We start from the raw sequence: 14,137 nt of genomic DNA, 5'->3' as shown, positions 1-14,137 counted from the left end.
TTTGGCGTTCGACATGGTGTGCTCCGGAATGAAAGATGATTCAATAAGTTTGAGGTTTTATCGGGCGGCGCTGGCTTCGCTTCGTTCGTTTCGCTGCGTTGCTGCGCTGTCCATGTGCAGAACTATACCGACCGCCACCTCGGAGAAAGTGGGCTATCGTCGTCATAGTTATTCAAAATAATTGAATTGATGTGAGAGGCGCTGGTTTGACCGGACGGGTGACCCATCCACCTCAAGTTTCGGCCGCCGTTTCCGTCAACCGGAAGAGGTCAGTCCGATAACCCGCGGCGCAGGCAGGTGACAGACCGTCATGAAGAGCAGTGGGCAATGATCCGCGCCGTTCCGAACGGAGACATGAAATGAAGAAGCATCCGTCGATCCGGGGCTCGCTGAGCCTGCTGGTCGCGTTCTTTGGTGTGGCGCTGTTGATCGGTGCCGCCGTGGGCCTGTATTCGATCCACGCCGGCAACGAGGCGCTGAAGCAGACCTATACGGTCGATACGCCCGCCGTGGCCGATCTGGAAGCGAGTGCCGGCCAGTTGCTGCGGTTGCGGCTGGCCCTGGCCACCTATGCGTCGCTGGCCGAACTCAACGATCAGGACGGCGCCAACGCGGTGCTCAAGCGCTTCGACCAGTATCTGAAGAACGCCAACGAGCGCATTGACCACTACCTGGCGGTCACCGGCCAGGGCGACGCCGAACAGCAGCGCCTGGTCAAGGACATGCAGGACAAGCGCGCGAAGTTCCTCAGCGAGGGCGTCGAACCCGCGCTGGCGGCGCTGAAGGCCGGCGACCGGCAGGCCTTCCTGCAGCAGCAGGCACACAAGCTGCCGCCGCTCTACAGCGCCTACGAGAAAGCCATGCTGACGCTGGAAAAGCTCCAGGTCACCTATGGCGAGCAACGCTACAACGCCGCGCAATCGCGCTTCCAGCTGGTGGTGTGGGCCGTGATCGTGGGCCTGGCCGGCGCGCTGGTGCTGGGGCTGTTCGTGCGCTGGCTGATGATCCGCGCCATCGTCGCGCCGGTGGATGCCGCCGTGGCGCAGTTCCAGCGCATTGCCGGCGGCGACCTGACCGGCCGCGTGGAAGTGGCGAAGAGCAGCGAGATGGCCAGGCTCACCGGCGCGCTGCAGCAGATGCAGGCCTCGCTGATCAAGACCGTGGGCACCGTGCGCGCGGGCACCGATGCCATCGGCACCGGCGTGGGCGAGATTTCAAGCGGCAACACCGATCTGTCGCAACGCACCGAGGAGCAGGCCGCGTCGCTGGAACAGACGGCCGCGAGCATGGAGGAACTGACTTCCACCGTGAAGCAGACCGCTGAAAACGCAAAGCAGGCCAGCCAGCTGGCGCAGGGCGCATCGGGCCTGGCCGCGCAAGGCGGGGAACTGACGCAGCAGGTGGTGGACACCATGCAGCATATCGTGACCGATTCGCACAAGATTGGCGACATCGTCGGCGTCATCGAGAGCATTGCGTTCCAGACCAACATCCTGGCCCTCAACGCCGCCGTGGAAGCGGCACGCGCGGGCGAGCAGGGGCGTGGCTTTGCCGTGGTGGCGTCGGAGGTCCGTTCGCTGGCACAGCGCAGCGCGGGCGCCGCCAAGGAAATCAAGGGGCTGATCGAACTGTCGGCCAACCGCGTGGAGTCGGGTGCCGGGCTGGTGGAGCGCTCGGGGGCGACGATGGGCGAGATCGTGACGGCCATCGCCCGCGTCAGCGACATCATGAACGAGATCGCGGCTGCGGCGGCCGAGCAGAGCAGCGGCATCGATCAGGTGAACGTGGCCGTGACGCAGATGGATGAAGTGACGCAGCAGAACGCCGCGCTGGTGGAGCAGGCCGCCGCCGCGGCCGGTGCGCTGGAGGAGCAGGCGCAACGGCTGGCGGCTTCGGTGGCGGTGTTCCGTCTGGAAGGCGCTTACGCCTGAGGGCGTTGTCATCTCCCCTCTCCCGCAGGCGGGAGAGGGAAATAAAAACCCGCTTAGTGCGCGGACGTCAGCGTTGCGCGGACTGCCTTCACATTGCGCTCGGTGACGGGCGCGGCGCGGTTGTTCCAGCCCTGGCGCAGGAACGTGGCCAGCTCGGCCACCTCGGCATCGTTCATCCGATGCGCAAAGCCCGGCATGACCAGCACCGACGGCGCCTTGGCCGTCGACGGCGTGGCGGCACCGGCCAGGATCACGTTGACCAGCGCAGCCGGGCTGTCGGCATTGATCACGGTGGCCCCGTTAAGCTGCGGGAACACGCGCGTGGCACCTTTGCCGGTGACGAAGTGGCAGGCCGCGCAGTTGTCCAGGTAGAGCCGTTCGCCCAATGTCAGGTCCTTGGCCGCCGTCAGCTTGCGGATGGTGGCCATGCCGCCCTGCGGCTTCACGGTCGGAGACTTGCCCGGCACGGGCGGCAGGCTCTTCAGGTAGGCGGCGATCGCATCCAGGTCGACGGTGCGCATATGCGATGTGCTGTGCGCGACCACCTGCGTCATCTCGCCCGCCACGGCGGCGGTGCGGTTGCGGCCGGTCAGCAGGTAGTCAACGATGTCCTGGCTGGACCAGTGCGGCATGCCGCGCAGCGACGGCACGGGCCAGCCGTTCAGGTCGCCGCCGGCCAGGTATTGCGCGTCGGCGCTGGAATCGGCCTTTTCGTTCATGGCCACGCCGCGCGGCGTGTGGCAACTGCTGCAGTGGCCCAGGCCTTCCACCAGATACGCGCCGAGCCTGACCTGGTCGTTCCATTTCGGCTGCGGCTGGAACGGCTTGTCCGAGGCAAACACCAGGTTCCAGACCGCCATGCCCCAGCGCAGGTTGAACGGGAAGTCCATGCTGGTCTGCGGCGGCTGCAGGTTGCTGGGTTTCACGCCGCTCATGAAGAACGCGTAGAGCGCGTGGATATCCGCGTCCGTGACCTTGGCGTAGTTCGGGTAGGGCATGGCCGGGTACAGGTGCGTACCGTCGGCGCGCACGCCACGGCGCACCGCGTCGGCGAACTGCTTTTCGGTGTAGCCGCCGATGCCGCGCTGCCTGTCCGGTGTGATGTTGGTGGAATAGATGATGCCGTGGCCGCTGTCGATCGGCAGGCCGCCGCTGTACTCGGGCTTGCCCGGGGCGCTATGGCAGGCCATGCAATCGCCCACGCGGGCCAGGTAGGCGCCGCGCTGGATCAGCGCCGGGTCCGTGGCCGCCTGCGCGGCAGACGCCGCGACGGTGCCGAAGGTGGCGGCAATGAGAAATGACTTGAGGATGTTCATTGTCGTCGTGTTCAGGCTTGTACCAGCGGCCCCGGGTTCTTGAGGTACTGCTTCTTGATGGCGTCGGCGGCCATCAGCGTGATGGCGCCGATGGTGGCCGTCGGGTTGGCCTGGAAGTTCTGCGGGAACGCATTGCCGCCGGGCACGAACACGTTGTGCACGTCCCACGACTGCAGGTAGCGGTTCAGTGCCGAATCGCGCGGCGACGCGCCCATGATCGCACCGCCCACGTTGTGGGTGGACACGTACTTGGTGATGTCCCAGTGCGAGTCGAGCGCCAGGAAGCTCTCCGACATCGCATCGGGCTTCAGTTCCTTCGAGATGTTCAGCACGATGTCGCGCAGGTAGCGCTGCAGCTTCAGCTCGTTCTGGCGCCAGTCGAACGTCATGCGCAGCAGCGGCTGGCCCCACGGGTCGCGGTAGTTCGGATCCAGATCCAGGTAGTGGCCGCGATACGACATGCACGTGGTGGTGATGCTGATCTTCATCGACCGGCCGTACCAGTCCACCATGGCTTCCTTCCAGCCCTTGCCCCATGCGGGCGTGCCGGGCGGCAGCGACGTGCCGATGGGCGCGCCGGTAGCCTGCGAGCTGTGGATCTTGGCGCCGCCGATAAAGCCCAGCGACGGGCCGTCGAAGTTGCCCGGCGAGATGTCGTTGAACATCTCGCCCGTGGCGCCGGCGGTGGCAAACGGGTTGAAGTGCTTGTCCTTGAAGAACAGCGTGGCACCGCCATTGCTCAGGAAGGCGTAGTTGCGGCCGACCGTGCCCGTTTCGGACACCGGGTCATACGGCTTGCCGATGCCGGACAGCAGCATCAGGCGCACGTTGGCGAACTGGAAGCTCGACAGCACCACGATCTTCGCCGGCTGGAAGACTTCCTTGCCGTGCTCGTCGATATAGGTCACGCCGCGCGCGGTCTTGCGGTCGGCGTGCAGGTCCACGCGGATCACGTTGGCGTTCACGCGATACGAGAAGTTCGGCATGCGCTTGACCACATCGAGGATGGTGGTCTGGGGCGACGCCTTCGAGTAGTTCAGGCACGGGTACTTGCTGCAGTAGCCGCAGTAGTTGCACGGAGCCAGCTGGGCGCCGTACGGGTTGGTCCACGCCTGCGACACATTGGCCGACGGGTTCGGAAACGGATGATAGCCGAGCTTGCGCGCCGCGCCCGAGAACATCGAGCAGTTCAGCGTGTCCTGCAGCGCGGGCAGCGGATACGGGTTCGAGCGCGGGCCCTCGAACGGGTCGCCGCCGGGCTGCACCTTGCCGCGCAGGTTGCCCGTGTTGCCGGACAGGCCGCAGACCTTTTCAAAGAAGTCGTAGTACGGCTCGATTTCATCCCACGTGAACGGGAAGTCCTTGACGCGCATCTCGGGGTCGAGCGTGCCGCGCTTGTAGGCCTGGTCCGCGTAGGTCTTGAGCTTGATGTCGGTTGGCGTGGGGCGGATCAGCACGCCGGTCCAGTGCAGGCCCGAGCCGCCCACGCCGGTGCCGGGCGCGAAGGCGCCCCATTTGCGCGTGGGCAGCGCCGCCTGGTCGCGGTTGTAGCGCACGGTCAGCGCGGCGTCGCGTGGCGTGGCGAATACCTTGTTGCGCGTGGCGTAGGCGTATTGGTCGGCGGGCTTGGGGTAGGCGAAGTCCTCGGGCGGACGGTCGGGGCCGCGTTCGAGGGCGCGGACCTTCAGGCCGGCCTGGGCCAGTTCGATCGCCATCAGCGATCCGGCCCAGCCTAGGCCGACGATGACGACGTCAACGTCGTCGTTGGTGATGTGGGGCATGAGTTGTTCTGGTTCTGGGCGCAGGGCGCCGCCACGCGCGGGGGCGTGCCGGGGCTGCGTGAAAAACGGAAATCGGCGGAAATCGGGAAAGAAGCGGGCAGGGCAGCCAGTCAGGCGCGCTTGCCGCTGAGGCTGACCGGGCCCAACGGGTACTTCACGTTGTGCTGGTCCACCCATTCGACGTACTGGCCGCGCGCGCCGGGGAAGCCGATGGCAACCCAGGCCAACATGTCCTTGTTGCCGCCGTACTTGGGGTCGGCCAGGTAGCCGTTCCTGGTATCGCCAAGCAGTTGCGAGAAGAACTGCGATGCCTTGAGCGAAGCCTCGCCCAGCGCGGCAAAGTCGACGCCGTTTTTCTGCAGTGCGGTCAGGAAGGCGTCCTGCTGGTCGGCGCCCAGCCGTTCAAACGGCTTGCCGTGCTGCGCATGGGCGGCCTGCTGGGCCAGCCGGATGCCGTTGCGGTAGATGTCCTGCGGCGCGTATGGCAGCTGGAAGCCGAGCGTGGCCGGTGCCTTCGGGTCATGCGGACCCTGCAGGTAGATGTCGGCGCCCAGGCCATCGTGCAACTGCTGGTCGATGAAGACGGGCACGTTGGTTTCGAGCGCGCTGGGGCCCTTGCCTTCGGCCGGAATCAGCCGGTCGCACGCGGCCAGCACGAAGGCCCACTCGGCGGCATTGAAGAAAACGGGCTTGTAGTGCTGAAGGTGAACGTCTTCGAGCCCCTTGGCACGGAGCTCATGCAGCGGAATGGCAGCAACGGGGACGGCGACGGCGGTCGCCTTCAGGAAGGCGCGACGTGAAAACGGGGGCGTTGACATATGGGGTCCTATGGCAAGCCAGGCGCTGTCCCCACGCGAATCTTTGTTCTGTACCCCGGATTCGTCTGACGACTGGAAATAAGTCGGACATCGTACATCTAAGTTGTTATGCAATGCAATGATTAGATTGCTAATGGATTGTTCGGTGCCATGGATAGTGAGCGGGTGAGTGCGCGCGTGCCTTCTTGTCCTGATTCGTGGGCCGTGCGATAGCACCATGGACAGGCCGCCCGACCCGCGGCGCCTGGCCAGGGTCGATGAGCGAAATACCCCGCAACGACAATCCTCAGCCTGTATTTCGGCAATTCCCGAGCAAAATCAAGGGAAATTGCATAAAGCACTTTGTGTAAAAAAATACATAGGCAGAATGGCTCGGCTGCCTCCAGCGTCACATGAACAGAGGCGCTCCCGCTCAAGGGATTGGATAACTGACAACACGCAGTGGCTGCGGCCGCGCAAAGGAGAAGGACATGTTTGGTCTTTTTGACAGCATCATCGATGCGGCTTCCTCGGTTGTGGACACGGTTGTGGAAACCGCCAGTTCCGTTGTGGACGTCGCGTCCGACGTCGCCAGCGGAGCGGTCGATCTGGTAGCGGATGGCGTGGGGGCGGTGGCTGACGTCGTTTCGGAGAATCCAGGCACTACCGCCGCTGTCGTGCTTGGCGCGGTGGCCACCGGCGGCGCGGCCCTGGCCTTTGCTCCCGCCATCGGCGCAGCTGCCAGCGCGGCGGGTCTCGGCGTCGCTGGCGGAACGCTCTCGGGCGCCGCAGCCAGTTCAGCGGGCCTCGCGGCGCTGGGCGGTGGCAGCCTCGCGGCAGGCGGCATGGGGATGGCGGGAGGTACCGCGGCGGTGACGGCAGCCGGGGCAGTTGCTGGTGCGAGCGTGTCCGGTGGCGCAGCCATCGCAGCGAACAAGCTCTCCGACCAAGCCTGATATCAGGGGTGCGAACCTTTGCCAGACGTCGCGGTGGACGCAAAGGGACCCCAAGGTGCGGATGAGGCGTCTTGCCGGGAGCCCTGACCGGCTTCGGCGCGGAAGGGATTTGCGGCCTGTCACCGGCATCGTTTAGGGTTACGGCTGTGGCGCCCGCCCCGATAACAATCCCAACTCCCGCACGAGGAGACAAGAACATGACCCCTTGGCTCACACGCGCCGCCGCAGCCATCGGCTGCAGCCTGGCCCTGATCGGCGCCGCACCGGCGCACGCCGACGATGCCGCCAAGCTGACCATCACCGCCGGCACCCAGCAGAAAACCCTGACCCGCGACGCGCTGCTGAAAGACCGGCGCCTGACCAGCGTCACCGTCGACGACGACAACTACAAGCGCCGCATGACGTTCAAGGCCATTCCGATGGCGGCGCTGCTGGCCGGCCTGCCGGCGTCGCCGGATGGCAGCGCCACCACCGCCGCCACCGATGGCTATGTCTCGCACCTGCCGCTGGGCCTGCTGCTGGCCGAGCGTGCGGACGGCCCGCGAGCCTGGCTGGCGGTGGAAAACCCTTCAAAGCCGTGGCCGAAGCTGAAAGGGCAGGATATCGGCCCGTTCCGGCTGATCTGGACCGTGCCGAAGTCTGGGAAGCAGGCCGATGCGCCGGTGCGCATCACCGAAAGCCTGTGGACATGGGCGATTGCGCGCATCGATCTGGGTGGCACCGCCGCCGAGCGCTTCGCGGCGATCCGCCCGGCCGAAGGCGAGCCCGCCGATGGCCCGGTCATGCGCGGCTTTGCCGCGTTCCAGCGCGTCTGTTTCTCGTGCCACTCGATGAACCGCGCCGGCGACGCCAACCTGGGGCCGGACCTGAACGTGCCCTACAACCCGGTGGAGTACCTGGGCGACGACAAGCTGTCGAAGCTGATCCGCAACCCGCAGGCGCTGCGCTGGTGGCCAGGCTCCAAGATGTCGTCGATCGACGAAAAAACGCTGTCCGACGCCGAACTCAAGGACTTGCTGGCCTACCTGCACCACATGGCGGGGCGCAAGGTGGCAGCCCCGCCGCCGGGGCAATGAGCCTCTGAGCCCCTGAGCGCCGCGGCGCGTGCGTCAGACGTCGATGGCGGCGGCCGACTGCAACTGGCGCCGCAACTCGAACTTCTGGATCTTGCCCGTCGACGTCTTGGGCAGCGGCCCGAAGTACACGGCCTTGGGCACCTTGAAGCCGGCCAGCAGCGTGCGGCAGTGGCCGATGATTTCCTCGGCGGTGGCACTGGCGCCGTCCTTGAGTTCGACGAACGCGCAAGGCGTCTCGCCCCACTTGGCGTCGGGCTGGGCCACCACGGCGGCGGCCATCACGGCCGGATGGCGGTAGATCGCGTCCTCGACCTCGACGCTGGAAATGTTCTCGCCGCCCGAGATGATGATGTCCTTGCTGCGGTCCTTGATCTTGATATAGCCGTCGGGCATGCACACCCCCAGGTCGCCGGTATGGAACCAGCCGCCGGCAAACGCCTCGCGCGTGGCGCGGTCGTTCTTCAGGTAGCCCTTCATGCAGATGTTGCCGCGGAACATGATCTCGCCGATGGTCTCGCCGTCGCGCGGCACCGGCTGCATCGTGTCGGGGTCCAGCACGGCCACGCCCGCCTGCAGGTGGTAGCGCACGCCCTGGCGGGCCTTCAGCACGGCGCGTTCTTCCATCGACACGGTGCGCCAGTCGTCCTGCTCCGCGCAGGCCGCGGCGGGGCCGTACACCTCGGTCAGGCCATAGACATGCGACAGCTCGAAGCCCATCTGCTCCATCTGCGCCAGCACGGCGGCCGGCGGCGGGGCGCCCGCTACCATGCCGCGCACCGGCCCGCACAGGCCTTCTCGCCACGTGGCCGGAGCGCTGACCAGCGCGGTGTGGACGATGGGCGCGGCACAGTAGTGGGTCACGCCTTCGTCGCGCATCAGGTCGAAAACCTGCTTCGGATCGAACTTGCGCAGGCAGACGTTGACGCCGGCGCGCGCGGCCACCGTCCACGCAAAGCACCAGCCGTTGCAGTGGAACAGCGGCAGCGTCCACAGGTAGACCGGATGCTTGGCCATGTCCCATTCCAGGATGTTGGACACCGCGTTCATGGCCGCGCCACGGTGGTGGTAGACCACGCCCTTGGGGTCGCCCGTGGTGCCGGACGTGTAGTTCAGCGCGATGGCATCCCATTCGTCGGTGGGCATCTGCCAGTCGTAGTCGGGGTCGCCGCCGGCCAGGAAGCGCTCGTAGTCGGTGTCGCCAAACGGTGCGTCGGGTTCGGGGCCGAGCACGTCATGGACGGCGATGACCTTGAGCCCCTGCACCTCGCGCGCAAGCTGGCGCGCCACGTCGGCAAACTCGGTATCGGCCAGCAGCACGCGCGCTTCGCCATGGCGCAGCATGAAGACCAGGTTGGCGGCGTCCAGGCGGATGTTCAGGGCGTTGAGCACCGCGCCGGACATCGGCACGCCGAAATGCGCCTCGATCATGGCCGGCGTGTTGGGCAGCAGCACGGCGACGGTGTCACCTTTGCCGATCCCGGCGCGCGCCAGGGCACTGGCCAGCCGGCGGCAGCGCGCATAGGTGTCGCGCCAGTTCTGGCGCACCGGGCCATGCACGATGGCCAGGCGCTGACCGTAGACCTCGGCCGCGCGGGCAATGAAGTCGAGCGGGGTCAGCGGCACGAAATTGGCGGCGTTGCGGCCCAGCCCGGTGTCGTAGTCGGTCGGCATGATGCGTGTCTCCTGTCTGGATCCTGTTGGATTCGTGTTGTGTTGTCGGGGCCACGCTATCATTGCGCGCGGGCCGACTCTGTCGTCCAGACGACAGAGTTGCCCCAACCGCGACATTGACGCATCTTGCGCCCAGTTGGCGTAAGTTTCGCGTCAGATTCGATTGGGTAAAGGTTACCGCAGGCTCATGAACGTTCACGAAGCGCTTGAACAACACGACTGGTATCGCGCGCTGGCGCCCGAGCATCGGGGGCTGGCGGCGTCGGGTACCGTGGTGCGCACGTTCGCGCCCGACAGCTATATCGCGCGGCGCGGCGAATACTCGCGCTACTGGATTGGTGTGGATGCGGGCCTGATCAAGCTGGCGGTCTACACGCCGGATGGGCGCGGCTGCACGTTCTGCGGCGTGCCGGCCGGCGGCTGGTGCGGAGAGGGCAGCGTTATCAAGCGCGAGGAGCGGCGCTACGACGTGATCGCCATCCGCGAATCGCGCGTGCTGCTGGTGGCGGAGACGATCTTCAACACGCTGCTGGCCGACAGCCTGCCGTTCGCGGGCTACGTGGTGCGCCAGCTGAACGAGCGTATGGGCCAGTTCATCGCCATGGTGCAGAACGACCGCCTGCTTGGCGCCGATGCCCGCGTGGCGCAGGCCATCGCCCAGCTGTTCCATCCGGCGCTCTATCCGAAGACCACGGCGGTGCTCGAACTGTCGCAAGAGGAAATCGGCCTGCTCACCGGGCTGTCGCGCCAGCGCGTGAACCAGGCCCTGCGGCGGCTGGAAGCCGAGGGCATGGTCGGGCTCTCGTACCAGACCATCCGCGTGACGGACCTGGAGGCGCTGCGCCGCTTCGGGATGTCGGAACTGTAGGGCGGTCAGCCTGCCGAAAGCGGGGCGATTGCCGCGCCGCATGGCCGTTTCACCAATGTGCGCGTTTTACGGGTCGCGGGGAACACTGGCACAATTCGGGCCGATTCCCCAATTCCGTGCCCCCGTCCCCATGCAACAACCGCTGGCCAACCTCGCGGCCATTTCCCTCGATCTCGACGATACCCTCTGGCCCTTCACGCCCGCTGTCATCCGGGCCGAGCAGACCCTGTACGACTGGCTGCTGGCGCAGGCGCCGCGCACATCGGGCCTGCTGACGTCGCCGCAGGTGCTGGGCGAGCTGCGCGCGCAGTTCCAGGCCGAGCGGCCCGACCTGTCGCACAGCCTGCGCGAGCTTCGGCTGGGGTCGATCCGCATGGCCCTGGAGCTGTCGGACGAAGATCCGCAACTGGCCCAGGCGGCCTATGACGTGTTTTTTGCCGCGCGCCAGCGCGTGGACTTCTTCGAGGATGCGTTTCCGGCACTGGAATGGCTCAGCGCCCGCTTTCCGCTGGTAGCCGTGTCCAATGGCAACGCCAGTCTGCACGTGACAGGCGGCCATCACTTCTTCCATGCAGCCCTGAACCCGGAGAGCGCCGGCTGCGCCAAGCCCGATGCCGCGATCTTCCATGCGGCGGCCGAACTGGCTGGCTGCCAGCCGGAACGGATGCTGCACGTCGGCGACGATGCGGATCTGGATGTGGTGGGGGCGATCGCGGCGGGCGTCCAGGCCGCGTGGGTGGTGCGCTCGGACGATGCCGCTGCGGCGCGCTGGGCCCGCAGCAGCCAGGCGCCACATGTGATCGTGCGCGATCTCTATGCGCTGTGCCGGGCCATTGACCCGACTTGTCCGGTGGCGCGGGCGATGCCGGCCGGGGCCGCCTGGTGAGCGCGGCGCTGCAGCAGCGCGCATCGGGGGCTTCGGGCGTTGGCTGGTTGCTGGTGATCGTGACGGCGGTGGGCTGGGGCTTCGGCTGGCCCGCGATGAAGATCCTGATTCACGACTGGCCTGCGTTGTTTGCCCGGGGCTCCGCCGGCATGCTGGCGGCGCTGGGTCTGGCGGTGCTGGCCGCCGTGCGTGGAGAAAGCCTGGTGCCGCCGCGCGGGCTGGCCCGGCGCCTGCTGTTGACCGCCGCGATCAACGTGTTTGCCTGGATGGGCTTTACGGCCTTGTCGTTACGTTGGCTGCATGTGTCGGAGGCCGCGCTGCTGACCTACACGCTGCCGATCTGGACCACCATGCTGGCGTGGCCGGTGCTCGGCGAACGACCCGCGCCACAGAGCGTGGTGGCGCTCTGCGTCGGCATGGCCGGGATGTTGCTGCTGGTGGGCGGCGATATTGCCAGTCTCGTGCACAAGCTGCCGGGAATTGCCTTCGCGTTATCGGCGGCGCTGCTGTTTGCGCTGGGCGCGGTGACGTCGCGCCGGCCGATCGCTATGCCGCCCATTGCCCTGAGTGCTTGGCTGATCGGGCTGGGCTCGCTGATGATGATTGGGATCGGCCTGGCGACCGAACATCCCGACCCGTCGCGGCTGACCCCAGCCGGCGCCGGTGCGCTGGTCTACATGGCACTGGGGCCGATGGCGCTGTGCTATCTGGCGTGGTTTGGCGCGCTCAGGCGCGTGCCGCCCGGTTCCGCGTCGGCGGGATTGCTGCTGGTACCCGTGATTGGCACGGTGTCCGCCGCATTCATGCTGGGCGAACCGCTGGGTGCGCGCGTGGTGACGGCGCTGGCCGTCACGCTGAGTGGCGTGGCGCTCGAACTGCACCGCAGTACGAAAGCGGCACGCGCCTGATGCCGGCAGGCCGGCTATAGCGAGTCTGGCCCGAAGGCGTCAGTCCTCGGACTTTTCCTGCGGCACGGCTTTGCCGAGCAGCTTGCCGAGCAGGCCGTTCTTGCCGGTGCCCTGCTGGCGCTGCGACTTGGGCGCCAAACCTGCCCGGTTGGCGCCGGCCTGCTTCAGGCTGTTGTTGATCTTGAGGCCCTTGTTCTTTTCCAGGTCGGTTTTCTTCACGGACGGCTTTCCAATTGGTTAAGCCGCGCATTGTACGCATGTGCGGCGGGGCCGCGACATCGGGCGGCATCGTCGATGCAAGGATCGCCTCAGTCCTCGCCCTTGTCTGCGACCTTGTCGTCGCCCTTGATGGCCTGCTTGGTCGCCTGGTAGCCGCGCTTGGTGGTATCCGCCACCGCGTGGCCGGCGTCTCGCGCCCCATGGCCGATGGTGATGCCGGCTTCCTTGGCACCGTGGCCAATCGTGCGGGCCACATCGGCGACGGCGTGGCCGGTTTTCTTGCCGGCTTCCTTGACCTCTTCCTTGAAGGCGTGTGCGTCTGACGACACACTGGCGTGCGCCAGGGGGCTCATGGCCGCCATGGCGGCTAGCGACATCGTGAGGATCGTCGTGCGGAGCTTCATGTTTCGGTCTGGTCCGTAGCGGGTTCACGTGGCTGTATTTTACTCGCGCCCGCGCCAGGGCATGCCGGACGCGGGCGGCCATGGCTAGCGCGGCGCGGGCCCCGAATCCGTGATCGCGCTATAGACCAGCGTGCGCAACTGGCGGCGCACCGGGTACGCCGACGACGGCAGCAGTTGGGTCAGGAACAGCCCGATCAGGTCTTCCTTGGGATCGACCCAGAAGAACGTGCTGGCGGCACCGCCCCAGAACATGTCGCCGGCGCTGCCCGGAATCAGCGTGCTGGCCGGCGCGATGGTGGTGGCAAAGCCCAGGCCGAAGCCCACGCCGTCGTAGGTGGCTTCGCTGAACATCGAGCGCGACAGGCGCGGCAGGTCGACCCCGCCCGGCAGATGGTTGGCGGTCATCAGCGCCAGCGTCTTGGGCCCCAGCAGGCGTACGCCATCGAGTTCGCCGCCGTTCAGCAGCATGCGGGCGAAGCGCATGTAGTCGGCGGCCGTCGACACCAGGCCGCCGCCGCCGGACAGGAAACCGGGCGGTTGCAGGTACGGGCTGGCCTGCGGATCGTCCTGCAGCATCGGGCCGCGCGGCGTGATGACCTTGGATCCCAGCGCCCCCACCGCGTAGCACGCGCAGAACCGGGCGGCCTTGTGCGCGGGCACGTGGAAGCCCGTATCGACCATGCCCAGCGGGTCAAAAATCCGCTGCTTCAGGAAGGCGTCGAACGGCATGCCGCTGATCTTGCCGACCAGGTAGCCCAGCACGTCGGTGGCCACCGAGTAGTTCCAGGCCTCGCCGGGCGAGAATTCCAGCGGCAGCGTGGCCAGTTTCTCGATCATGTCGTCGAGCGTGCCTTCGGTGGCCAGTTCGCCAATCTTCAGCTTGCGGTAGGCCGCGTCGACGTTGCTGTTCTGCTGGAAGCCGTAGGTCAGGCCCGAGGTATGGCGCAGCAGGTCAACCACCAGCATCGGCCGTGCGGGCGGGCGGGTCTGGAAGCTCTCCATGAAGCCACCCGCGAACACGCTCAGTTTTTCCCAGGCCGGGATGTACTTGCTGACGGGGTCGTCGAGGGCGATCTTGCATTCCTCCACCAGCATCATGATGGCCACCGACGTGATCGGCTTGGTCATCGAATAGATGCGGAAGATGGAATCCTCGGCCAGCGGCACCTGCCGCTCGCGGTCGGCCTGGCCCAGCACCGCGTTCACCGCCAGTTCGCCGCGCCGCCACACCTGCACCAGCGCGCCGGGCAGCTTGCCGGTGGCGACGTAGGTCTCATCGATAAAGCGGCCGATCCGGTCCAGCCGATCCCGGGACATCCCCTGC

14 protein-coding genes are annotated in these 14,137 nt (G+C 66.7%); 7 read left to right on the top strand and 7 right to left on the bottom strand.

The annotated features are described in order from the left end of the window. Together CYJ10_RS34410 and CYJ10_RS09320 are read left to right on the top strand one after the other, a co-directional pair. Positions 1-181: hypothetical protein (locus CYJ10_RS34410; RefSeq protein WP_219621432.1), on the top strand; the 181-nt coding region annotated here is incomplete at its 5' end. A gap of 178 nt (positions 182-359) precedes the next feature. Continuing rightward, positions 360-1,931, top strand: coding sequence for a methyl-accepting chemotaxis protein (locus tag CYJ10_RS09320; RefSeq protein ID WP_101681221.1), 1,572 nt, complete (start codon positions 360-362; stop codon positions 1,929-1,931). A gap of 53 nt (positions 1,932-1,984) precedes the next feature. Here CYJ10_RS09320 and CYJ10_RS09315 read toward each other — a convergent pair whose 3' ends face one another. The 3 genes from CYJ10_RS09315 to CYJ10_RS09305 all read right to left on the bottom strand — a co-directional run bounded on the left by CYJ10_RS09315 (position 1,985) and on the right by CYJ10_RS09305 (position 5,846). Further along, the gene (locus CYJ10_RS09315) at positions 1,985-3,247 is read right to left on the bottom strand and encodes a c-type cytochrome (protein WP_101681220.1); all 1,263 of its coding nucleotides are present in this window, start codon (positions 3,245-3,247) and stop codon (positions 1,985-1,987) included. 11 nt (positions 3,248-3,258) lie between these two features. Continuing rightward, positions 3,259-5,028 carry a GMC family oxidoreductase gene (locus tag CYJ10_RS09310; RefSeq protein WP_101681219.1) on the bottom strand — a complete coding sequence of 590 codons (1,770 nt, stop codon included), beginning with the start codon at positions 5,026-5,028 and terminating at the stop codon, positions 3,259-3,261. A 110-nt stretch (positions 5,029-5,138) separates the two neighbouring features. After that, positions 5,139-5,846, bottom strand: coding sequence for a gluconate 2-dehydrogenase subunit 3 family protein (locus CYJ10_RS09305; protein WP_101681218.1), 708 nt, complete (start codon positions 5,844-5,846; stop codon positions 5,139-5,141). Positions 5,847-6,316: 470 nt separating this feature from the next. Here CYJ10_RS09305 and CYJ10_RS09300 point away from each other — a divergent pair, with 470 nt between their 5' ends. Together CYJ10_RS09300 and CYJ10_RS09295 are read left to right on the top strand one after the other, a co-directional pair. Continuing rightward, complete coding sequence (locus CYJ10_RS09300; protein WP_101681217.1) at positions 6,317-6,781, top strand: hypothetical protein; 465 nt, start codon at positions 6,317-6,319, stop codon at positions 6,779-6,781. Between the two features lie 197 nt (positions 6,782-6,978). Next, a complete protein-coding gene (locus CYJ10_RS09295; protein WP_101681216.1) occupies positions 6,979-7,857 on the top strand; it encodes a c-type cytochrome in 879 nt (292 codons plus the stop codon). A 33-nt stretch (positions 7,858-7,890) separates the two neighbouring features. Here CYJ10_RS09295 and CYJ10_RS09290 read toward each other — a convergent pair whose 3' ends face one another. After that, positions 7,891-9,528 (bottom strand): acyl-CoA synthetase, encoded by a 1,638-nt coding sequence (locus CYJ10_RS09290; RefSeq protein ID WP_101681215.1) that lies wholly within the window; start codon positions 9,526-9,528, stop codon positions 7,891-7,893. A gap of 187 nt (positions 9,529-9,715) precedes the next feature. Between CYJ10_RS09290 and CYJ10_RS09285 the strand changes: the two genes are divergently transcribed. The 3 genes from CYJ10_RS09285 to CYJ10_RS09275 all read left to right on the top strand — a co-directional run bounded on the left by CYJ10_RS09285 (position 9,716) and on the right by CYJ10_RS09275 (position 12,190). After that, a complete protein-coding gene (locus CYJ10_RS09285; RefSeq protein WP_101681214.1) occupies positions 9,716-10,396 on the top strand; it encodes a Crp/Fnr family transcriptional regulator in 681 nt (226 codons plus the stop codon). 130 nt (positions 10,397-10,526) lie between these two features. Further along, on the top strand, positions 10,527-11,282 hold the full coding sequence (locus CYJ10_RS09280) for an HAD family hydrolase (RefSeq protein ID WP_101681213.1): 756 nt from the start codon (positions 10,527-10,529) through the stop codon (positions 11,280-11,282). Beyond that, positions 11,240-12,190 (top strand): DMT family transporter, encoded by a 951-nt coding sequence (locus tag CYJ10_RS09275; protein WP_257993201.1) that lies wholly within the window; start codon positions 11,240-11,242, stop codon positions 12,188-12,190. Before CYJ10_RS09280 ends, CYJ10_RS09275 begins: the two co-directional genes overlap by 43 nt. A gap of 39 nt (positions 12,191-12,229) precedes the next feature. Here the strand turns inward: CYJ10_RS09275 and CYJ10_RS09270 are convergent, their stop codons facing one another. The 3 genes from CYJ10_RS09270 to CYJ10_RS09260 form a co-directional block, all read right to left on the bottom strand. Then, a complete protein-coding gene (locus CYJ10_RS09270; protein ID WP_066741590.1) occupies positions 12,230-12,409 on the bottom strand; it encodes a hypothetical protein in 180 nt (59 codons plus the stop codon). Between the two features lie 89 nt (positions 12,410-12,498). After that, the gene (locus CYJ10_RS09265; protein ID WP_101681212.1) at positions 12,499-12,813 is read right to left on the bottom strand and encodes a hypothetical protein; all 315 of its coding nucleotides are present in this window, start codon (positions 12,811-12,813) and stop codon (positions 12,499-12,501) included. Positions 12,814-12,897: 84 nt separating this feature from the next. Continuing rightward, the gene (locus tag CYJ10_RS09260) at positions 12,898-14,130 is read right to left on the bottom strand and encodes a serine hydrolase domain-containing protein (RefSeq protein WP_374703243.1); all 1,233 of its coding nucleotides are present in this window, start codon (positions 14,128-14,130) and stop codon (positions 12,898-12,900) included. Positions 14,131-14,137: the final 7 nt, after the last annotated feature.

It is taken from the genome of Cupriavidus pauculus, from assembly GCF_002858765.1.
GTDB classification, from domain to species: Bacteria; Pseudomonadota; Gammaproteobacteria; order Burkholderiales; family Burkholderiaceae; genus Cupriavidus; species Cupriavidus pauculus_B.
This window is presented reverse-complemented; position numbering and strand designations above follow the sequence as displayed.

Bases quoted from the DNA above. Each gene is read 5' to 3' on its own strand.
- CYJ10_RS09320 (WP_101681221.1), top strand. From the start codon at position 360: ATGAAGAAGCATCCGTCGATCCGGGGCTCGCTGAGCCTGCTGGTCGCG.
- CYJ10_RS09315 (WP_101681220.1), bottom strand. From the start codon at position 3,247: ATGAACATCCTCAAGTCATTTCTCATTGCCGCCACCTTCGGCACCGTC.
- CYJ10_RS09310 (WP_101681219.1), bottom strand. From the start codon at position 5,028: ATGCCCCACATCACCAACGACGACGTTGACGTCGTCATCGTCGGCCTA.
- CYJ10_RS09305 (WP_101681218.1), bottom strand. From the start codon at position 5,846: ATGTCAACGCCCCCGTTTTCACGTCGCGCCTTCCTGAAGGCGACCGCC.
- CYJ10_RS09300 (WP_101681217.1), top strand. From the start codon at position 6,317: ATGTTTGGTCTTTTTGACAGCATCATCGATGCGGCTTCCTCGGTTGTG.
- CYJ10_RS09295 (WP_101681216.1), top strand. From the start codon at position 6,979: ATGACCCCTTGGCTCACACGCGCCGCCGCAGCCATCGGCTGCAGCCTG.
- CYJ10_RS09290 (WP_101681215.1), bottom strand. From the start codon at position 9,528: ATGCCGACCGACTACGACACCGGGCTGGGCCGCAACGCCGCCAATTTC.
- CYJ10_RS09285 (WP_101681214.1), top strand. From the start codon at position 9,716: ATGAACGTTCACGAAGCGCTTGAACAACACGACTGGTATCGCGCGCTG.
- CYJ10_RS09280 (WP_101681213.1), top strand. From the start codon at position 10,527: ATGCAACAACCGCTGGCCAACCTCGCGGCCATTTCCCTCGATCTCGAC.
- CYJ10_RS09265 (WP_101681212.1), bottom strand. From the start codon at position 12,813: ATGAAGCTCCGCACGACGATCCTCACGATGTCGCTAGCCGCCATGGCG.
- CYJ10_RS09260 (WP_374703243.1), bottom strand. From the start codon at position 14,130: ATGTCCCGGGATCGGCTGGACCGGATCGGCCGCTTTATCGATGAGACC.